The sequence below is a fragment of the Betaproteobacteria bacterium genome, assembly GCA_016720065.1.
GTDB lineage: Bacteria > Pseudomonadota > Gammaproteobacteria > Burkholderiales > Rhodocyclaceae > SSSZ01.
On sequence record JADJXY010000002.1, the window covers coordinates 593,659 to 613,117 of the forward strand.

Here is a 19,459-nt window from a genome sequence, read left to right on the forward strand (position 1 = left end):
GTTGTTTGGGTTACAGCGCAGCCAGGGCTGCGCGCAGTTCGGTCAGGTCGGGCCGGGGGCCGTAGCGGGCCGTGCAATAGGCCTCGGCCAGCCGCAGGACCGGCCAGGCCAGTTCAGGGCGCTCGCGGGCCAGGCGGTGGGCCAGGGCCAGCGGGGTTTCGCCCGGCAGGGGGCTGACCCGGCGGCGTTCCAGCCGGCGCAGGGCGCGGCGCCAGAGACGCAGCGCGGGGTCGGTCGGCGGGCGGGCGGCCAGGGCCCAGGCCACCAGGATGAGGACGCCCAGGCCGCAGGCGGCGGCCAGCAGGGCCACCAGACCCCGCCAGTCGGCATCCGGCAGGCCCAGCCAGGCCAGGAAGTCTTTTTGGCGGTCGGGATTGTAGCCGAGGACATACTGGTTCCAGGTGTTGTTGAGGGCCTCCCAGCGGTAGCGCAAATCCCGCAGCCAGGCGGCATCGAGCCGGGCCAGCCCCGGCAGGGGATCGCCGGCCGGGACGGCGGCGGCAACGCCGGCTTCGACCCGGGCCGGGGCCACGGCGGCAGTGGGGTCGATGCGGGTCCAGCCCTTGTCGGGCAGCCAGACTTCGGCCCAGGCGTGGGCGTCGGATTGGCGCACCACCCAGTAGCCGTCCACCGGGTTGGGCTCGCCCCCCTGGTAGCCGCCCACCACCCGGGCGGGCACGCCGGCGGCCCGCATGAGGAAGACGAAGCCCGAGGCGTAGTGCTCGCAGAAGCCGCGCCGCGTGGCGAAGAGGAAGTCGTCTACGCCGTTCTGCCCCAGGAGGGGCGGTTGCAGGGTGTAGACGAAGCCGCCCTCGGAAAACAGCGCCAGGGCTCGGGCCACCAGGGCGTCGCCGGCCTCGCCGGAGGCACGCCATTCCGCCGCCAGGGCGCGGGCGCGGGGGTTGCCGCCGGGGGGCAGCCTGAGGTTGCGCTCCAGGGCGGCGGGGCTCTCTTCGCGGTTGAAGCGGTAGTCGAGGGTGGATTCGAAGCGCAGGCGCAGGCGCTGGCGCACCAGGGTGCGGGAGATGGCGGCCAGGGCAGGGGAAAGCCGGGCATCCGCCGGCAGGGCGAGGGGGGCGTCCAGAGCCAGGAGCCAGGCCTGCTGGTGGGCTTCCAGGGTGGTTTCGTAGGCGATGCGGGGGCCGCGGGCCTCGATGCGGGGCGCTTCTCCGGGCTCCGGCTGGCGCTGCCAGGCCTGCCCGTCGAAGCGCTCGAAAACCGGGCCGCGCCAGTACAGGCCGTCCCGCTCCGGCGGGGTACTGTCGAAACGCACCCGGAAGGCGATTTCGCCCGACAGCACCAGATTGGCGATGCTGCCCGGAGAAACCTGCTCCGGCAGGCCGCTGCGGGCGTTGCTGGCGTCCTGGGGCAGCCCCCACAAGGGGCCGGCGACGCGGGGGAAGAGCAGGTACAGGACGAGCATGAAGGGGGCCGCCTGGAGGGTGAGCAGGCCGGCGTAGGCCAGACTCGCCCGGGGCGTGCTGGCGGGGCCGCCGTGCAGCCGGACCAGGGTTGCCGTGGCGACCACCTGGGCGGCCAGGAGCCACAGGCCGGTGGCGATGCTCTGGGAGTAAAAATAGTGGGTCAGCAGCAGAAAGTAGGCCAGGAAGACGACCACGTGGGCATCGCGCCGGTGCTTGAGTTCCAGGAGCTTCAGGGCCATGAAGAGCACCAGCATGGCGACCCCGGCGTCGCGGCCGAAGAGGGTGCGGAATTCGAAAAGGATTCCCCCGCAGCCCGCGGCCACGGCCAGGAAGAGCACCCAGCGGGCCGGCGGCGGGGTGCCCCGCCGCCACAGCGCGACCGCGGCGGCGAGCCCGCCGGCTGCGGCCAGCAGCAGCCAGGGGGGCAGGTGCTCGGCGTGGGGCAGGGTGGCGGCCAGGGCGGTGGCGAACAGCCAGGGCTGGCAGGCCCGTTCCAGGGGGACGGCGGGGCGCTTCACGGGTGGCGGGCCAGGGCTTCCAGGCAGCGGCGGCGCTGCGCTTCGCCCAGGGCGGGGGGGATATGGACGCCGGGGAGTGCGAGGCCGTAGGCGATGCCGGCTTCCTCGGCGGCCAGCACCCAGCCGGCCAGGATGGAAAGGCGGCGTTCCGCGTCGCCGGCTTCGGCCAGGCTGTCCCAATCGAGCAGGAGTTCGCTGCCCGTGCCGCCCTGAAACAGCTTGACCGGCAGCGGCACCTGCGGGGCGCCCCGGGCAGCGGCTTTCCAGGCCACGTGGCGCAGGGAATCGGCCGGCTGGCGGGGGCGGAAACCGGCGAAATCCTCCTGGCCCTCGCGGCCGCGCCGCTCGCCGGAATGTGCCGCGGCGGCGGGATCGGGCAGGGGGGTGGCGAGGGGCTGCGGATACACCAGGCAGCTCATGGCCGGGCGGGGGTAGCACCAGGCGACGAAGAGCCCCAGGGGGTAGCGGGTCTCCAGCCGCACCCGGGGCAGTTCCAGCAGGCCGCGCCGCAGGGCCGGCAGGGCCAGGGCGATCCGGGTCTGGCCCGCGGCGGGGACGTCGCAATGCACCGGCGGCCCCTCCCCCGCCGCAAGCTGGAGCGCCAGACGCGGCTGGGCCCGGGCGTTGGCCAGGTGGAGGGGAAAGTGCGCCGTTTCTCCGGCAAAGACCGGCTCCGCCCGGCCCGGGGTGACGGCCAGGCCCACCAGGTTGCGAAAGCCATGCACCATTCCGGTGAGCCCCAGGCCGGCCAGGAGGAAGACCAGGGCGTGCCCCAGGGCCAGGCCGTAGTTGATCGCCCCCAGGAGCATCACCGCCAGGGCGGCGGCGAAGAGCAAGCCGGCCCGGGAGGGCAGGATGAAGATGCGGCGCTGGCCCAGGACGACGGTGCCGGTGCCGTCGCTCTGGCGCCAGCGGAACAGCCGGTCGGCCAGGGAGGCCGGCAGGAGGCTCACGGGATGGGCACCGTCCGGATGAGGGCGGCCATGTCCTCGCTGCGCGCCTGACCGCTGCCCTGGGCGGAGCGCAGGCGGTGGCAGGCCACGGCCGCCAGGACCGCCTGCACGTCGTCGGGCAGCACCAGGCGGCGGCCGTCCAGCCAGGCCCAGGCGCGGGCCGCGGCGAGCAGCGCGAGGCCCGCCCGGGGGCTCAGGCCGTGGCGCCAGGCCGGGTCGCGCCGGGTGGCCTCGACCAGGGCCTGGAGGTAGTCGATCAGCGCCGGGGAGGCATGCACGGCCGCCGCTTCGTCCTGGTAGGCCAGCAATTGGGCGGGGCTCACCAGGGGGGTGAGGCGATCCGCCGATTCCCGCCGGCCGCCGACGGCCAGGAGGGACTTTTCCGCTTCGCGATCGGGGTAGCCGAGTTCGAGGCGCATGAGAAAGCGGTCGAGCTGGGATTCCGGCAGGGGGAAGGTGCCGATCTGATGGGCGGGATTCTGGGTGGCGATGACGAAGAACGGCGCCGGCAGGGGACGGGTTTCGCCTTCGGCCGTGACCTGGCGTTCTTCCATGGCTTCCAGCAGGGCGCTCTGGGTCTTGGGGGTGGCGCGGTTGATCTCGTCCGCCAGCACCACCTGGGCGAAGACCGGCCCGGGCAGGAAGCGGAAGGCGCCGCTCTCGCGGTCAAAAATGGAGACGCCGGTGATGTCCGCCGGCAGGAGGTCGCTGGTGAATTGCACGCGGGAAAAATCCAGGCCGAGAAGGCGGGCGAGGGCGTGGGCCAGCGTGGTCTTGCCCACCCCGGGAATGTCCTCGATCAACAGGTGCCCCCGGGCCAGCAGGCAGGCCAGGGCGAGGCGGATTTCCGCGGCCTTGCCGAGGACGATGCCGGAAGCGGCGGCCAGGACCGGAGCGAGGGGCGAAGCGGCGGTGGCGAGCATGGGCGGGGGCCGGGGAGAGGAGGGGAGGCGGACATTCTAGCCCGGATGCCGGGCGCGTTTCGCCCGGGGCTTGGCAGGCAGCCGGGGGCGCGCCCCTGCCGCGAGGAATCGGCCGGGCCAAGCCCCGGCTGCCTTGGGGAAGGCCCTTCGACAAGGCCGGGGCGATCGGGATAAATTGGCACTTGCCAAGGCCGCAGCCACGCCGCCCCCGCCCCTGCTCAACCGAAGAGGACGCCATGCCTTCCAGCGCACCGACCCGTGCCGCCATCGCCCGCCAGGGACGCCAGGACGAGGCTTTGCGGGTGGCGGAACTGGTGGCGGAACTGGGGGTACAGCCCTACGACCGCGACGCCGTGGCGGCGGCGGCGCGGGCGCTGGTGCAGGCGGTACGCGAGGAGCGCCGCAGCGGCAGCGGGCTGGACAGTCTGATGCAGGAGTTTTCCCTTTCCAGCCAGGAGGGGGTCGCGCTGCTCTGTCTGGCCGAGGCCCTGCTACGCATTCCCGACGGGGCCACCGCCGACCGCCTGATTCGCGACATCCTGGCCCGGGGGGACTGGGGGGCCCACCTGGGCCACAGCCCCTCCTTCTTCGTCAATGCGGCGGCCTGGGGTCTCATGCTGACCGGGCGGCTGGTGGCCACGGCCAGCGCCCACACCCTGGGGGGCGCGCTGTCCCGCGCCCTGGCCCGGGGAGGAGAGCCCCTGCTCAGGAAGAGCTTCGCTGCGGTGGTCGAGCTTCTGGGCGAGCGCTTCGTGATGGGCGAGGACATCGCTTCCGCCCTCACCCGTAGTGCGGCCGCCGCCGCCCGCGGCTACGTGCATTCCTTCGACATGCTGGGCGAAGCCGCCCTGACGGCGGATGACGCCGCCGCGTACTGGCAGGCCTATCGGGACGCCATCGACGCGGTGGGTCGCGCCAGCGCCGGGGCCGGGGTGCTGGCCGGCCCGGGGGTTTCGGTGAAGCTTTCGGCCCTGCACCCGCGATACACCCCGGCGCAAAGCACCCGGGTGCTGGCCGAACTGCTGCCCCGGCTGGCGGATCTCGCCCGGCGCGCCGCCGGCTGGAATATCGGGCTTTCCATCGACGCCGAGGAGTCCGAGCGCCTGGAACTTTCCCTGGACCTGCTCGAAGCCCTGCTGGAGTTGCCCGAACTGGCCGCCTGGGAGGGACTGGGCTTCGTGGTGCAGGCCTACCAGAAACGGGCGGCGGCGGTGGTCGATCATCTTGTCGCCCTGGCCCGTGCGCGCGGGCGGCGCCTCATGGTGCGCCTGGTGAAGGGCGCCTACTGGGACGGGGAGATCAAGCGCGCCCAGGTGGAAGGGCTGGCGGGCTATCCGGTTTTCACGCGCAAGCGCCACACCGACCTCAGCTACCTGGTCTGCGCCGACCGCCTGCTCGCCGCGGCCCCGGCGGTGTTGCCGCAGTTTGCCACCCACAACGCCCACACCGTCGCCGCTGTGGACGCCCTGGCCCGGCGGCGCGGCGGCGCGGACTTCGAATTCCAGTGTCTGCACGGCATGGGGGAGGCCCTCTACGACCGGGTGCTCGCCAGCCCGGCCCTGGGGCGGCGGGTGCGCATCTACGCGCCGGTGGGCAGCCACCGCACCCTGCTGCCCTACCTGGTGCGCCGCCTGCTGGAAAACGGCGCCAATACCTCCTTCGTCCATCGCCTGGTGGACGATGGCGTGGCCGTAGAGGCGCTGATCGCCGATCCCCTCGACGGCCTGGCGGCGGACGGCGGCGGGCTGCACCCGGCCATTCCCTTGCCTGCTGCGCTTTTCGGCGCGGCCCGGCGCAATTCGGCCGGCGTCGATCTGGCCGATGCCGAAGCGCTCGCCACCCTGGCGGCGGACCTGGAAGCCTCCCGCGGCCGCGCCCGGGAATGCCTTCCCCGCCTCGCGGGCGCCGCGGGAGGCGGGGGGCATGGAGGCGGGGGGCATGGAGGCGGGGGGTGCGGCGGTGGCCGGCCGGTGCTCGCTCCGGCGACGGCCGCGGATCGGGTGGGCACGGTGTGGGACGCGACCCTGGCCGACGTGGCCGCGGCGGTGGCGGCCGTCCTGTCCGGCGGTGCCGCCTGGGCGGAACTGGCGCCCCGGGAGCGGGCCGCGCGCCTGGACCGGGCCGCCGAGGCGCTGGAGGCTGACCGGGCGGAGCTCTTCGCCCTTCTGGTGAGGGAATCCGGCAAGACCTGGGGCAACGCCCTGGGCGAGATTCGCGAGGCGGTGGATTTCCTGCGCTATTACGCGGCCCAACTTCGCCTGGCAGAGGGCGACGCTTCCCGCCGGGGGAGCCGGCCGGTGGTCTGCATCAGCCCCTGGAATTTTCCCCTGGCCATCTTCGTCGGCCAGGTGGCGGCGGCCCTGGCGGCGGGTCATCCGGTCCTGGCCAAGCCCGCCGAGCAGACGCCCCTGGTGGCGGACCGGGCCGTGGCCCTGCTGCACGGCGCGGGGATCCCTGCTGCCGCCCTGCAACTCCTGCCTGGCCCGGGGGAGACGGTCGGGCAGGCCCTGGTCGCCCATCCGGCCGTGGTCGGGGTGCTGTTTACGGGCTCCCTGGCGGTGGCCACCCAGATCGACCGCAGCCTGGCCGCCCGGGCCGAAGGGGCGGGCCTGCCCTGGCTGGTGGCCGAGACGGGCGGGGTCAATGCCCTGGTGGTCGATTCTTCCGCCCTGCCGGAACAGGTGGTGCGGGACGTTCTGGCTTCCGGCTTCGACAGCGCCGGTCAGCGCTGTTCCGCCCTGCGACTGCTGTGTGTGCAGGAGGACATCGCCGCCCCCCTGCTGCAAGCCCTGTCCGCCGCCCTGGCCGAGCTGCGCCTGGGCGACCCGGCGCAATTCTGCAGCGACCTGGGGCCCCTCATCGACGCCGCCGCCCGGGAGGCGGTGGAGGCCCATCTGGCGGCCATGGCGGCCCGGGGCTTCCCCGTACGGCGTGCCCCGGGAGCCGTTCCGGCCGCAGGGCATTTCTGCCCGCCGGCCCTGGTGGAAATCGGCCAGGCGAGCGACGTGCCCGGCGAGGTGTTCGGGCCGGTGGTGCATGTGCTGCGCTACCCGGCCGGGGGCCTCGAAGCCCTGGCCGCGGCCATCGACGCCCTGGGCTATGGCCTCACTTTCGCCATCCACAGCCGCATCGACGAGACCATCGCCACCCTGGCGGGCCGGGTGCGGGCCGGGAACGTGTATGTGAACCGCAACCAGATCGGCGCCGTGGTGGGGGTGCAGCCCTTCGGCGGCGAGGGCCTGTCGGGGACGGGCCCCAAGGCGGGGGGGCCGCTCCTGCTGCCCTTCATCCTGGGAGTGGAGCGGCCGGACTTCGCTGCCCTGGGGTTCCGGTCGGCAGCGCAGTCCGCCCCGCGGGACGGAATGCAAGCGCTTGAAGCCTGGGCGCGCTCCCGGGGGCAGGCCGCGCTGGTCGCGGCCTGCGAGCGCTACGCGGCGGAGAGCCCCTTGGGGCTGGAGCTTCCGCTGCCCGGACCCACCGGCGAGGCCAACCGCCTGTTCTGGGCGCCGCGCGGCGGTGTGCTGTGCGCCTCCCGCAGCGCGGCGGGCCTGCTGACCCAGATCGCCGCCAGCCTGGCGACGGGAAACCGCTTCCGCCCGGCCCAGCCGGGGCTGCTTCCCCCGGAACTGGAAGCGCTCCTGCTGCCCTGGCGCTTGCCCGGGGGGGAGGACGTCGCCGCCATCCTGGTCGATGGGCGCGAGGACGAAATCCTGTGGCGCCGCCGCCGGGCCGCGGACGAAGGGGCTCGCGTCCCCGTTCTCGCCCCGGGGGAGGAGGGCAGCTTTGCTCTGCATCGCCTGCTGGTGGAGCGGGTGAGGACGATCAATACGGCCGCGGCGGGAGGGAACGCGGAACTGATGGGGCTGGGGGATTGAGGGCGGGGCCGAGGGGCCCGCTTCTGCGCAGCCAAGGCGGCGCCCGCGTTCCTGTGCGGCCGGGGCTGGGGTAAGCTCCGCGCCATGGACGACACCATCGCCAACCAATCCTTCCTGTGGTTTTTCGGTTCTGTTTTTCTGGGGCCCCTGATCGGCTGGCTGGCCCATTTCAAGGGCGGCTTCGAGCGCGGGGTGGCGGTGGGCTGCCTCATCATCGGCCTCACCGGCGCCGTGTGCGGCGTGCGCATCGGCCTGGACCGGGGGGAGCAGTTGCGGGGAACGGTGGCGGTGGAGGGGCGGCTGATCAATTTCGAAACGCGGCGCACCAAGGACGTGGATGGCGAGGTGACCGTCACCTATGAACCACGGGTGCTCTATGTGGCGGCCGACGGCCTCGAACGCCATGTCTCCGGCCTCGGCGGCAGCCAGCAGAGCAAGGACGAAGGCGACCCGGTGCCGGTGCGCTACTGGCGGGACAATCCCGACCGGGCGGTCATCGCCGATTTTCAGAATCAATGGGGCGCGGTGCTGGCCTTCGGCATTTTCGGGGGCTTTCCCCTGATGTTCGGGATTTTCTTCCTGGGGGTGAGCCGGCAGCCCGGTGTTCGCCCGGGGACGCCGGCGCGGCCCGAGCGCTGGCGCCCCACCGCCGCAAACCTGGCGCGCAAGGTCTGGGCCCAGCGCTTCATCGTGGCGGGCAACGTGCTGCTCTTCCTGTCCATCCTGGGCATGGGTTTTTCGCCCTTTGAGGTGGCGCCGACCCTGGCGGCCGGCTTCTGCGCCGTGGCGGCGACCATGGCGGTCTATATGGTGGGTTTCGCCCTGGGCCCCAACCGGAGTTGGGAGGCCTTCGGCGTGCTCTTCATTCTGATGGCCGGCTTTGGGGTGTTCGGCGTGGGGCTTTTCCTCCTGGGGATGGAAGGGTGAGCGTTCCCGGGGACGAAGCGGCGGGGCACGCCGCCTGGCTTGCCGCGCGCCGGGCGGAACTGGCCGGGCCCGACAGTTGGCTCGGCGTAGTGGGGCTGCACTGGCTGGATGAAGGGACGAGCGTCCTGGGCAGCGGCGCGGGCTGCACCGTGGTTCTGCCCCGGGGGCCGGAAGTCCTGGGAGAACTGGACTGCTCCGGGGGGCAAGTGGTCTGGCGGGCCAGGGGCGAGGCGCCGCGGGGGCTTGCCAGCGACCGCGACGGCGAGCCCGACGTGGTGACGGCGGGTTCCCTGGCCCTTCTGGTCATCGAGCGGGAGGGCCGGCTGGCGTTGCGGGTGCGGGACCGCGCATGGGCGACGGGGCGGGTCTTCCGGCCGCCCCCCTGTTATCCCTTTGACCCGGCCTGGCGGCTTGCGGCACGCTGGGAAGCGTTGCCGCAGCCCCGGGATATGGAACTTCCCGACGTGAGCGGCGAACTGCGTCCGGTCAGGGTGGCCTTCGAGGCGGTCTTCGAACAGGGGGGGCAGACCCTGCGGCTTCTGCCGGTTCGGGTCAGGGAGGACGGCGTGTTCTTCGTTTTCCGCGACCGGAGCAGCGGTCGGGAGACCTACGGGGCAGGGCGTTTTCTGATGGCCCCCGCCGCGGACGGGGGCGTGCTCATGCTCGATTTCAACCGCGCCTACAATCCCCCCTGCGCCTTCACGCCCTTTGCCACCTGTCCCCTGCCGCCCGCGGAAAATTGGTTGCCCGCGGCGGTTCCGGCGGGCGAGATGAAGCCCGCGGCCGGGCAGGCGCCGTTCCCTTCGTAGGCGTCCGGGCCTCTCAGGCCCCGATGACCGGTGTGTCGTCCTGGCCCGTGCCGGGCAGGTGTTTTTCGATACAGCGCCCCAGGGCGGCCAGGGTGACGGGTTTGGGGAGGACGTCGTTCATGCCGACGGCGAAGCAGCGTTCGATTTCCTGATCCATGGCGCTGGCGGTCACCGCGACGATGGGCAGGGCGACGCCAGCGCTGCGCAGGGCGCGGGTGGCCTCGTAGCCGTCCAGACGGGGCATCTGGCAATCCATGAGGATGATGTCGAAGGGTTCCGCCAGGGCCTTGTCCACGGCCTCCTGGCCGTCCGTGACCAACTCCACCGCGGCGTAGCCCAGTTTCTTCAGGAGGCTGCGGATGACGGTCTGATTGACCGGGTTGTCCTCCGCCACCAGGATGCGCACCGCCTGGGGACGGGCTTCGGCAAGGCTGTGCCGGGTGACGATGGGGGTCGGGGCGGCCGCGGCTTCCGGCCGGGTGAGCAGCTTGAGCAGGCATTCGAGCAGCAGGCGGCGCTTGTAGGGCTTGCTGAGGAAGGCGGCAAAGCCGATGTCGGCGGCCCGGCGGCTGTCCCCCGGGGATCCGGAGGCCGTGGTCAGCACCAGGGCCGTCGCGCCCAGATTGCCGGCCCAGCGGATCCAGTGGCCCAGAGTTTCGCCATCCACCCCGGCCAGCAGACGGTCGATGAGCGCCAGGCGGAACGGCATTCCCTGGCGCTCCGCTTCGGTAAGGCGCGCCAGGGCGCTTTCGGCGTCGGCCACGGCGGCGACTTCGAAGCTCCAGCCCGCCAGGATGGTTTCCAGCAGGCGGCGGTGATGGGGGTTGCCGTCGACCACCAGAATCCGCGTTCCGCTCAGGGCTGCGAGGTTTTCTTCCCCGGGCAGCGCGGGGAGGGCCGGCGCGTCGGCGGGGCTGCGGGCCAGACACAGGGTGAACCAGAAGCTCGACCCTATGCCGGCTTCGCTGCGGACGCCGATTTCACCGTCCATCATGCGGGTGAGCTGGGCGCAGATGGCCAGGCCCAGCCCGGTACCGCCGTAGCGGCGCGTGGTGGAACCGTCGCCCTGCTCGAAGGGGGCGAAGATGGACGCCAGCCGGTCGGCAGGGATGCCGACGCCGGTGTCCGTGACGGTGCAGCGCAGGACCACGTGGTGTTCGGTGACGGTCTGGGACTCCAACGCCAGGGTGACGGCCCCCGCGGGGGTGAATTTGATGGCGTTGCCCACCAGGTTGATGAGGATCTGGCGCAGCCGGCCGGGGTCGCCCCGCAGCCGGGTCTCCATGTCCGGGGGGATGGACCAGGCGAAATCCAGGTGTTTTTCCGCCGCGCGCAGGGCGAAGAGGTCGGCGAAATCCTCCAGGAGTGCGAGCAGGTTGAAGTCGATGGCTTCGAGGGAGAGCTTGCGCGCCTCGATCTTGGAGAAGTCGAGGATGTCGTTGATGATCGCCAGCAGGGCCTCGCCGCTGGTGCGGATGATCTCGGCGTACTGGCGCTGTTCCGGCGTGAGGGCCGTTTCCAGGAGCAGGCTGCCCATGCCGATGACGCCGTTCATCGGGGTGCGGATTTCGTGGGACATCATGGCCAGGAAGTCGCTCTTGGCCCGGTTGGCGTCTTCCGCCCGTTCCCGCGCCCGGATCAGCTCGCGCTCGTTGAGGACGCGCTCGGTGATGTCGTGGAAGCTGTACACCTGCCCGATGACCTGATCGTCCGCCATCTGCGCCTCGCTGCGCATTTCGAAGTACTTGCCGCTGACCAGGGGGAGAACGCGAAAGGCCTCGTCCTGCGGCCCTGCGGCCAGGGTGGCGAAACGGAAGGGGCAGTCGGCTTCGAGTTGCGTGTCGAGCCAGGCGAAGACGGCCGTGTCGCCTTCCAGCAGCAGGGCTTCGGCGAGTCCCCAGAGGGCGGTGAAACGGCGGTTGAGATTGACGATGCCACCGTCGGTCCCGACGACCATGATGCCGTCGCCGGTCGCTTCCAGGGTCGCCTTGAGCTGGGCGGCCAGTTGATCGAGGCCGGCTTCGGCGCGCTTGAGTTCCTGCTCGTCGCGGATACGCAGGATCAGCCATTGGCCGGCCGCGTCCCGCACGCGGCGCACGGTCTTGACCACCGGCAGAAGGGTGCCGTCGGCGCAGGCGTAGAGCCCTTCGACGTTGTCCACCTCGCCGCTGGCGCCCTGGCGGACTTCCTCCCAGTAGAAGAGGTCCGACAGGGCGCACTCCAGTTCGGTGATGCAACGGCCCACCAGCGCTTCCGGCGCAAAGCCCAGCAGCGCCTGGGCGCGCTGGTTGGCGCCCTGGATGAGGAGGGTGGCGGGGTCGACGGCGAGCAGAACCTCGGAGGCCTGGTCGAGGAGCAGCCGGTCGGGAACGCTGCCGCTCATCCGGGAATCCTCGGGCGGGCGAGCCCCTGGGCCCCTGCGCAGCGGGCGCGCCCCGGCAGGGCGTGGAGGTCCGGGGAACGGGGCATTGCGGGCAGAGGCAGGCGGTCGGGCGCGGTTTTCAGGATCATGCTCAGGCGGCCTGGGAGGACGCGTTGGGGTCGAAGTAATAGCTGACCCGGCGGCGTGGGCTCAGATACTCGAAGACCGCGGCGGGCAACTGCCCGGGGCGGATGGCCCGGGTGATGTTGAGGTCGGGTTCCTCGTTGAGGTCGAGGATGATGGCTTCGTTCTTGGGGATGCCCGCGTCGTACACGATGACGCTGGGGCGCAGGGGACGGCTGGCATTGACCCGGATCACCAGCCCCAGGGCATCGTTGGAAAGCCCGACCACGGAACCCGGCGGATAGACGCCCATGAAGCGGATGAAGGCCTGCAGGAAACGCGGATCGAAGCGGCTGCGCTGCTGGGCGAACATGGACGAAAGCGCCTCATGGGGCGTGAGGGCCTGGGCGATGTTGGGCGGATTGCAGAGATTGTCGTAGGCGTTGATGAGCGACACGACGCGGGCCAGGGGGTCGATGGCCTCGCCCTTGAGCTTCTGGGGATAGCCGCTGCCGTCGAAGAGTTCGTGGTGCTGGTGGATGATGCGCAGGACCGGCGGGGGCAGCGCCGCCTTCCTGCCGATTTCGACGCCGTAGTGGCAGTGCATCTCGCGGAATTCGCGTTCGGCCTTGGTGAGGGGGCCGGGGTTGTTGAGGATGGTGGTGGGAATCTCGTTGAGACCCACGTCGTGGAAGATGGCGCCCATGCCGATGAACTGGACCAGTTCCGCCGGCAGACCCAGTTCCTTGGCCAGGGTCATGGAGAGGATCGCCACGTTGAGGGCATGGAGGTAGATGTCCTCGCCGCCGGGCTTCTCGGCCATGACCTGGATGGCCAGGTCGGGCGCCGCCAGGAGCGTTTCCACTACCTGGCCCACCAGCTTGCCGGCGTCGCCCACCGTCTTTTCCGGCTGGGAAAAGATGTTCTTGTTGAGGTTCCTCACCACGTTGGCGGCGGAGAGGAAGGCTTGTTCCACCTGGGCCAGGCGTTCCCGGTGTTCGCTCAACTGCTGGATGCGTTCCTGCTTGCGCGCCATCGCTTCCCGGTGGGCCGCGTCGGGCGCTGCCGCCGCATCGGCCTCGGGGGGCGCAGCTACCGGAAGCGCCTGGGCGGCCGAACGCGGCAGGGGCTTGCGCTCGCTGCGGGACGGATCCCAGCGCACCCACTTCAAGCCCAGGCCGCGGATGACCTTGAGCTGCTCTTCATCCCGAATCCTGAAGTTGTTGAAGGTGAAGGGATGGTGCATCCAGCCGACGTCCAGGTACACATAGACGCCGACCTGCAGTTGATCGACGGCGATGCGGTTGTCGGCGGCGTCGGTCATGCCAGCCACTCAGGAGACGATGGCGTCTAGAGCCTTGCGCAGGCTATCGACGGTCCGTTCCGGGTTGTGCAGCTTTTCCAGGCCGAAGAGGCCGATGCGGAAGGTGCGGAAATCCGCCGCTTCGTCGCACATGAGGGGCACGCCGGCGGCGGTCTGTACGCCGTTGGCGAGGAATTTGCGGCCGTTCTGGATATCCGGGTCGGTGGTGTAGCTCACCACCACGCCGGGGGCCTGGAAGCCCTCGGCCGCGACGCTGGCCAGGCCGCGGGCAACCAGCAGGGCGCGAATCTGGCGCCCCAGTTCCTTCTGCTCCTCGCACACCCGGGCGAAGCCGTAGGCCTCGGTTTCCAGCATCACGTCGCGCATGGCAGCCAGGGCGTCGGTGGGCATGGTGGCGTGGTAGGCGTGGCCGCCGCCTTCGAAGGTTTCCATGATCTGCAGCCACTTCTTCAGGTCGCAGGCAAAGCTGGTGCTGGTGGTGGCGTCGATGCGTTCCCGCGCCCGTTCTCCCAGGACCACCAGGGCGCAGCAGGGGGAACCGCTCCAGCCTTTCTGGGGCGCGCTGATGAGGACATCGACGTTCTTGTCGGCCACATCGACCCACACCGTGCCGGAGGCCACGCAGTCGAGGACGAAGAGGCCGCCCACCTCGCGCACGGCGGCGCCGACGGCTTTCAGGTAGGTGTCGGGCAGGATCATGCCGGAGGCGGTTTCCACGTGGGGCGCGAAGACCACGTCGGGCTTCTGGGCGCGGATGGTGGCGACCACTTCCTCGATGGGGCAGGGGGCGAAGGGCGCCTGGGGACCGCTGCCCACCTGGCGCGCCTTGAGGACGGTGCATTCGGCCGGGATGCGGCCCATGTCGAAAATCTGCGTCCAGCGGTAGCTGAACCAGCCGTTCCTGATCACCAGACACTTCTTGTCGCTGGCGAACTGGCGCGCCACGGCCTCCATGCCGAAGGTGCCGCTGCCGGGAACGATGATGGCGCTCTTGCCGTTATAGACCGCCTTGAGGATGCGGGAGATGTCGCGCATGACGCCCTGGAAGCGCTGCGACATGTGGTTGAGGGCCCGGTCGGTATAGACGACGGAATATTCGAGAAAGCCCAGGGGGTCGGGCTGGGGCAACAGGGCAGGCACGGGAAGTCTCCGGGGATTGGGTTCAACGGCTCAGGATAACCGCAAGAGGACGAACCCCGCTAGTCGGCCCCCTGCGCCCCTTGCCAGAGCTTGGTCGGCGGGGCTAGGCTGTCGCGCACAGCGGCTCTGGAGGAAATCGCGATGAACGCTCCGCAACTGCCTTCCTATATCTCCCGCGAAAACGTCGGGCCGTGGCACATCTTCCTGCAGCAAGTGGAGCAGGTGGCGCCCCTCCTGGAGCGGCGCCTGTGGCCCTGGGTGGAGACCCTGCGGCGACCCAAGCGCTCGCTGATCGTCGATGTGCCCATCCGGCTGGACAGCGGCGAAGTGGCGCACTTCGAGGGCTATCGGGTGCACCACAACACCTCCCGCGGGCCGGGCAAGGGCGGGGTGCGCTTTCACCAGGACGTGACTCTCTCCGAAGTCATGGCCCTGGCGGGCTGGATGACCATCAAGAATGCGGTGGTCAACGTGCCTTTCGGCGGTGCCAAGGGGGGCATCCGGGTCGATCCGCGCCAGCTTTCCCTGGCCGAACTGGAGCGGGTGACGCGGCGCTATACGAGCGAAATCAGCGCCATGATCGGCCCCGACAAGGACATTCCTGCGCCGGACATGAACACCAACGCCCAGGTCATGGCCTGGATGATGGATACCTATTCCATGGGCGAGGGCCGCACGGTGACCGGGGTGGTCACAGGCAAGCCGCTGTCCCTGGGGGGCTCCCTCGGGCGGCTCGACGCCACCGGCCGCGGCGTCTTCGTGGTGGCCAGGGACGCGGCACGCCGCCTGGGAATCCCCGTTGCCGGAGCCCGGGTGGCGGTGCAGGGCTTTGGCAACGTTGGGGAGGCGGCGGCCCGCCTTTTTGCCCGGGCCGGGGCGCGGGTGGTGGCGGTGCAGGACGTTTCCGGCACCGTGTATTGCGACGCCGGCCTCGATCTGGAAGACCTGCGCCGGCACCGGGCCGCCACTGGTTCCCTGATCGACGCGCCGGGGAGCATCGCCCTGGAACAGGAGGCCTTCTGGGGTGTTCCTTGTGACTTTCTCGTGCCCGCCGCCCTGGAAGCCCAGATCAACAAGCACAACGCCGCGGCCATCAGCGCCCGGGTCATCGTCGAAGGCGCCAATGGCCCCACCACGCCGGAGGCCGAAGCCATTCTGGGCGAGCGCCAGGTGCTCATCGTCCCCGACGTCATTGCCAACGCCGGTGGGGTGACGGTGAGCTACTTCGAGTGGGTGCAGGATTTTTCCAGCTTCTTCTGGAGCGAAGAGGAAATCAACCAGCGCCTGGAGCGCATCATGGGCGAAGCTTTCGCCGCCATCTGGCAACTGGCCGAGGAGCGGCGCCTGCCGCTGCGTACGGCGGCTTTCGTCATCGCGTGCAGCCGGGTTCTCGAAGCCCGGGCGATCCGCGGGCTTTATCCCTGATCCTTCCGGGAGGGCGCGGCGGCGTCGGCCCCGCCGCGGGAGGCTTTTTCCCGCAGACGCCTGTTCTTGTCCTCGTTCACGAAGACATAGCGGCCCGCGAGAACGCAGCCTTTCATGCCCGGGTCGCAGGGCAGGTCGTTGATGCGGGTGCAGCGGCCGTCGATTTCGTGGGGGCAGCCCCAGGAAGCCATGAATTTTTCTCCAGTGTTGGGCGCCATGGTAGGGCGGCGGCGCGGCCCGGACCATCCGCCGTCGGAAGTAGGCCGCGTGAAAAAGGTCACGGCCCGGCTCTTGAAAAAGGAGTAGCTTGGCCGTAACTGAAGTCGTGGGAGCCGTGCAAAAGGAGAAGTCCATGAACGTCGTCTACAACAGCGATCATTATTCGGTCCTTGCCTATCCTGCCCAGAACGGGTTCGAACTCGTGGACAAGACCGCCGGCCGCATGCTCTTCCTCCAGGGGCCCCGGGCCCTGCACTTCCGCGCCGCCATCGAGGAAATTCCCGAGGGTGAGCGCGACGAGGAAACCATCGACGCCTTCCTCGACGACTACTGCGGCGATTCCGCCCGGCCCATCGTCTTTCACTGAGAGGCTGTGAATAAATCTACTGCGTGGCCCCCGCGCGGGCGCGCCCGAAATTCACCGGCCCTGGCGTGCTAAAATCGCCGCCATTTCAACCCTTGCGAGGATTGCGGCAAATGGGCGACGTCAATAGCAGCTACGTGTCCGACCACACCCAGTGGATCGATGAGTTGATGGAAAAGAATCCCGAGTGGGCCGCCGACCAGAAGGCTGGCCGCGCCCTGTGGTGGGACAGGAAGCAGGACGCCGAGGCGGTGGCCCGGCAGACCGGCTCCAAGGTGCCCCAGAAACCTTACCCCTACGACGTGCATTTCTATCCCGAGTAAGCCGGTACCTGGCGCCAGCCGGGCATTTTGCCCCGGGCCGGCGAGGGAATTGCCCGGAGGCCTTCTCCGGGCTTCCGCTCCTCCAGGGCGTCTCTAGAATCGGACATGGCATTTCGCCATGTCCTTTTCATTTCTGGAGACGCCCATGCTTTCCTCTTTTTCGCTCCGCCACGCCGTCGCCCTGGGGGCGGCCCTGGCTTGTCTTTCCGTCCGCGCGGCCCCCGTGCTGGAGGTGCGCGAGTCAGCCGCCCTGGCCGCCTCCCCCGCGGCGGTATGGAAGCTGATCGGCCGCTACGGCGGCCTCCACGGCTGGCACCCGGCGGTGGCCGACACGCGCATTTCCCGCGGCAAGGACAATGATCCCGGGGCGGTGCGCGACATCACGGTCAAGGACGGCGCCCACATCGTCGAGGAACTGCTGGCCTACGACGGCAAGGGGCGCTCGATGCGCTACCGCATCGTCGAATCGCCCATTCCGGTGAAGAACTACTCCGCGACGCTGCGCGTCCAGCCGGAGGGCAAGGGCAGCCGGGTGGTGTGGGTCGGTCGCTTCGAGGCCACCGGCGAAGGGCAGGAAGCACGGGACAAGGTCCGGGCTTTGTTCTCGGATATCTACAAGGCCGGTTTCGACGGCCTGCGGACGCGTCTGGAGGAAGGGGGCGGCGGCAAGTAGTCGAGCCCGGAGCGCTGCAGCGGTGCCCTGCGGGCGGCGCTGCCGGGTCACTGCACCAGATTCTGGCGCAGGGCGAGGCGCATGAGTTCGATGTCGGTGCGCACCCCGAGCTTGGCCTTCACCTGGTAATGGATGTTCTGGGCCGTCTTGGGGCTGATGTGCAGGGCCTCGCCGATCTCCTCGGCGTTGTGGCCGTCGAGCACCAGACGCAGGACTTCGAATTCCCGCGGGCTGAGTTCGCGGAAGGGGTCGGCGGCGCCGTCCAGGAGGGTGAGGGCCATGTCCGGCGCAATATCCGGGCTCAGGACCCGCTGCCGGGCGGCGACCTGATAGACCGCCTGGATGAGGATATCGGGCGATGAACTCTTGGTGACGTAGCCCAGGGCACCGGCCCGCAGAGCCTGGGTGGCGAAGAGGGGGTCGCGGTGCATGCTGAAGGCCAGAATGCGAGCCTGGGGATCGCGCTGGATGAGGCGCTTGATGAGCTCTATGCCGCCCGTGTCGGGCAGCGAAAGGTCGAGGATGGCCACGTCGGGGCCGCATTCCTTGTACAGGCGGTAGCCTTCCGCGGCATCGCCGGCTTCGCCGACGATGCGCAGGTCGCTGCGCCGCTCCAGGAGCCGGCGGTAGCCTTCCCGCACCACGGCGTGATCGTCCACCAGCAGGAGACCCAGGATTTCCCTCATGCCTTTACCTCCGGGCCGGAGACAAGGGGAATGCGCACCCGCACCAGGGTTCCCCGGGGCTGGCGGGCTTCCAGGCTGAAACGGCCGCCCAGGGCCTGCACCCGCTCGTGCATGCCGAGGACGCCCAGGCCCCGTTCGGAGGGCAGCGGGACTTCGCCGTGGCCGTCGTCGCTCACCGTGAGTTCGACCTCCGCTCCCCGGGAGAGGCGCACCAGCACCTCGCCCGCTTCGCCGTGGCGGGTGGCGTTGGTCAGGCTTTCCTGGACGATGCGGTAGAGGTTGATATTGAGGTTGTCCGGGAAGTCGCCGCACTCGCCTTCGATTTCCAGCCGGTAGAGGCAGCGTCCCCGGCTGCGCTGGTTCCAGCCCCGCACCAGGTCGTCCAGGCCGGCGGCGAGGCCGAAGGCATCCAGCCCCACCGGCCTGAGCTGGCGCAGGATCTGTTGCAGCGATTCCAGCATATGGCCCGAGGTGCGCGCGATGGCCTGGGCGCAGGGAGCGAGTTCGGGCAGGCCGTCCCGGGCCAGTTCGTTGGCGAAGGCGGCCTCGGCGTTGATCGAGGTGAGGCACTGGCCGAATTCGTCGTGCAGTTCCCGGGCCAGGTGCCGTCTTTCTTCTTCGCGCACGGTGAGGAGCCGTTCGGCCAGGCGGCGCTGCTCGCCGATGGTGTTCTGCAGGCGGTCGGCCAGATGGTTGAAGACCGAGCTGATGCGTTGCAGCTCGATCAATTCGCAACGGGGCAGGCGCACGGTGAGGTCGCCCTTTTCCATGCGCCCCAGGGCGTCGAGAATCTCCTCTGTCGGGCGCAGGGCGCGGCGCACCGGGCGATAGACCAGAAAATTGAGGAACAGGATGCCCAGGGTGATGCCGAGGACGGTGCGGATCTGGCGCCAGGCGTCGGCGGCCTCGCTGGCGATGTCCGGGCGTACCGTCAGGGCGCCCACCTTGACGCCGGGGTAGTGGCCCACGTGGCTGAGGTAGACCACGTCGGAACCGATCAGGCGGTGCATGGCCCAGGAGAGGAGCCCGGGGGAATAGCCCGGTTCCTCGAAACAGCGGGCGGTGATCGGTCGCAGGTAGAGGTCTTCGATTTCGACGCAGAAGTGGATCAGTTCGCCAATGGCCGCCAGCCCGGAGAGGTCGATATCGTCGATGCTGCGGTGGAAGGCGTCGGAACTGCGCGCCACTTCGTCGGTGATGAGCTGCTGGATGGTACTGCCGGTGCGCTCGATCTGGGCGCGCACCCGGGTGCGGGACTGCTCCAGGATGACCCCCACCGCCGCGAGAAAGATGACCAGGGCGAAGACGGTGATGCGGATCAGGAGACTGCGTTTGAGATCCATGGCGGGCAGGGGGCCGACGGGGGAGAAGCGCCTATGGTAAGGCATGGC

16 protein-coding genes are annotated in these 19,459 nt (G+C 70.2%); 7 read left to right on the forward strand and 9 right to left on the reverse strand.

The window, feature by feature from the left end:
* Positions 1-10: 10 nt before the first annotated feature.
* Genes IPM73_05990 through IPM73_06000 form a run of 3 tightly spaced genes read right to left on the reverse strand, consistent with a single transcriptional unit; the run spans position 11 to position 3,818 of the window.
* A complete protein-coding gene (locus IPM73_05990) occupies positions 11-1,942 on the reverse strand; it encodes a DUF3488 domain-containing transglutaminase family protein (protein MBK8917603.1) in 1,932 nt (643 codons plus the stop codon).
* Positions 1,939-2,895: a DUF58 domain-containing protein gene (locus IPM73_05995; protein ID MBK8917604.1), complete on the reverse strand. Its 957-nt coding sequence runs from the start codon at positions 2,893-2,895 to the stop codon at positions 1,939-1,941. The genes IPM73_05990 and IPM73_05995 overlap by 4 nt, the downstream gene beginning before the upstream one ends.
* Positions 2,892-3,818, reverse strand: a complete 927-nt coding sequence (locus IPM73_06000; protein MBK8917605.1) for an AAA family ATPase — start codon at positions 3,816-3,818, stop codon at positions 2,892-2,894. The genes IPM73_05995 and IPM73_06000 overlap by 4 nt, the downstream gene beginning before the upstream one ends.
* 236 nt (positions 3,819-4,054) lie before the next feature.
* Here IPM73_06000 and putA point away from each other — a divergent pair, with 236 nt between their 5' ends.
* From putA to IPM73_06015, 3 genes are all read left to right on the forward strand, one after another.
* Positions 4,055-7,693 (forward strand): bifunctional proline dehydrogenase/L-glutamate gamma-semialdehyde dehydrogenase PutA, encoded by a 3,639-nt coding sequence (gene putA / locus IPM73_06005; protein ID MBK8917606.1) that lies wholly within the window; start codon positions 4,055-4,057, stop codon positions 7,691-7,693.
* Between the two features lie 84 nt (positions 7,694-7,777).
* Positions 7,778-8,620, forward strand: a complete 843-nt coding sequence (locus tag IPM73_06010) for a DUF3592 domain-containing protein (protein MBK8917607.1) — start codon at positions 7,778-7,780, stop codon at positions 8,618-8,620.
* On the forward strand, positions 8,617-9,429 hold the full coding sequence (locus tag IPM73_06015; protein ID MBK8917608.1) for a DUF1684 domain-containing protein: 813 nt from the start codon (positions 8,617-8,619) through the stop codon (positions 9,427-9,429). Before IPM73_06010 ends, IPM73_06015 begins: the two co-directional genes overlap by 4 nt.
* 13 nt (positions 9,430-9,442) lie before the next feature.
* Here IPM73_06015 and IPM73_06020 read toward each other — a convergent pair whose 3' ends face one another.
* The 3 genes from IPM73_06020 to IPM73_06030 form a co-directional block, all read right to left on the reverse strand.
* Complete coding sequence (locus IPM73_06020; protein MBK8917609.1) at positions 9,443-11,812, reverse strand: response regulator; 2,370 nt, start codon at positions 11,810-11,812, stop codon at positions 9,443-9,445.
* Between the two features lie 130 nt (positions 11,813-11,942).
* Positions 11,943-13,238: a DUF3391 domain-containing protein gene (locus IPM73_06025; protein ID MBK8917610.1), complete on the reverse strand. Its 1,296-nt coding sequence runs from the start codon at positions 13,236-13,238 to the stop codon at positions 11,943-11,945.
* Positions 13,239-13,247: 9 nt separating this feature from the next.
* Positions 13,248-14,378, reverse strand: a complete 1,131-nt coding sequence (locus IPM73_06030; protein MBK8917611.1) for an alanine--glyoxylate aminotransferase family protein — start codon at positions 14,376-14,378, stop codon at positions 13,248-13,250.
* 141 nt (positions 14,379-14,519) lie between these two features.
* Between IPM73_06030 and IPM73_06035 the strand changes: the two genes are divergently transcribed.
* Positions 14,520-15,803, forward strand: a complete 1,284-nt coding sequence (locus tag IPM73_06035; protein MBK8917612.1) for a Glu/Leu/Phe/Val dehydrogenase — start codon at positions 14,520-14,522, stop codon at positions 15,801-15,803.
* On the opposite strand, the gene IPM73_06040 is transcribed toward IPM73_06035, so the two are convergent.
* Complete coding sequence (locus IPM73_06040; protein ID MBK8917613.1) at positions 15,794-15,994, reverse strand: hypothetical protein; 201 nt, start codon at positions 15,992-15,994, stop codon at positions 15,794-15,796. The genes IPM73_06035 and IPM73_06040 overlap by 10 nt on opposite strands.
* A gap of 161 nt (positions 15,995-16,155) precedes the next feature.
* Between IPM73_06040 and IPM73_06045 the strand changes: the two genes are divergently transcribed.
* From IPM73_06045 to IPM73_06055, 3 genes are all read left to right on the forward strand, one after another.
* Positions 16,156-16,389, forward strand: coding sequence for a DUF3567 family protein (locus tag IPM73_06045; GenBank protein MBK8917614.1), 234 nt, complete (start codon positions 16,156-16,158; stop codon positions 16,387-16,389).
* Positions 16,390-16,499: 110 nt separating this feature from the next.
* Complete coding sequence (locus tag IPM73_06050) at positions 16,500-16,709, forward strand: DUF3460 family protein (GenBank protein MBK8917615.1); 210 nt, start codon at positions 16,500-16,502, stop codon at positions 16,707-16,709.
* 145 nt (positions 16,710-16,854) lie between these two features.
* Complete coding sequence (locus IPM73_06055) at positions 16,855-17,382, forward strand: SRPBCC family protein (protein ID MBK8917616.1); 528 nt, start codon at positions 16,855-16,857, stop codon at positions 17,380-17,382.
* Between the two features lie 47 nt (positions 17,383-17,429).
* Here IPM73_06055 and IPM73_06060 read toward each other — a convergent pair whose 3' ends face one another.
* A complete protein-coding gene (locus IPM73_06060) occupies positions 17,430-18,059 on the reverse strand; it encodes a response regulator transcription factor (GenBank protein MBK8917617.1) in 630 nt (209 codons plus the stop codon).
* A gap of 5 nt (positions 18,060-18,064) precedes the next feature.
* On the reverse strand, positions 18,065-19,456 hold the full coding sequence (locus tag IPM73_06065) for a histidine kinase (GenBank protein ID MBK8917618.1): 1,392 nt from the start codon (positions 19,454-19,456) through the stop codon (positions 18,065-18,067).
* Positions 19,457-19,459: the final 3 nt, after the last annotated feature.

What these genes read in the sequence shown, in the direction of transcription:
- IPM73_06000 (MBK8917605.1), bottom strand. Translation starts at nt 3,818, where the DNA reads ATGCTCGCCACCGCCGCTTCGCCCCTCGCTCCGGTCCTGGCCGCCGCT.
- putA (MBK8917606.1), top strand. Translation starts at nt 4,055, where the DNA reads ATGCCTTCCAGCGCACCGACCCGTGCCGCCATCGCCCGCCAGGGACGC.
- IPM73_06010 (MBK8917607.1), top strand. Translation starts at nt 7,778, where the DNA reads ATGGACGACACCATCGCCAACCAATCCTTCCTGTGGTTTTTCGGTTCT.
- IPM73_06020 (MBK8917609.1), bottom strand. Translation starts at nt 11,812, where the DNA reads ATGAGCGGCAGCGTTCCCGACCGGCTGCTCCTCGACCAGGCCTCCGAG.
- IPM73_06025 (MBK8917610.1), bottom strand. Translation starts at nt 13,238, where the DNA reads ATGACCGACGCCGCCGACAACCGCATCGCCGTCGATCAACTGCAGGTC.
- IPM73_06035 (MBK8917612.1), top strand. Translation starts at nt 14,520, where the DNA reads ATGAACGCTCCGCAACTGCCTTCCTATATCTCCCGCGAAAACGTCGGG.
- IPM73_06040 (MBK8917613.1), bottom strand. Translation starts at nt 15,994, where the DNA reads ATGGCTTCCTGGGGCTGCCCCCACGAAATCGACGGCCGCTGCACCCGC.
- IPM73_06045 (MBK8917614.1), top strand. Translation starts at nt 16,156, where the DNA reads ATGAACGTCGTCTACAACAGCGATCATTATTCGGTCCTTGCCTATCCT.
- IPM73_06050 (MBK8917615.1), top strand. Translation starts at nt 16,500, where the DNA reads ATGGGCGACGTCAATAGCAGCTACGTGTCCGACCACACCCAGTGGATC.
- IPM73_06055 (MBK8917616.1), top strand. Translation starts at nt 16,855, where the DNA reads ATGCTTTCCTCTTTTTCGCTCCGCCACGCCGTCGCCCTGGGGGCGGCC.
- IPM73_06065 (MBK8917618.1), bottom strand. Translation starts at nt 19,456, where the DNA reads ATGCCTTACCATAGGCGCTTCTCCCCCGTCGGCCCCCTGCCCGCCATG.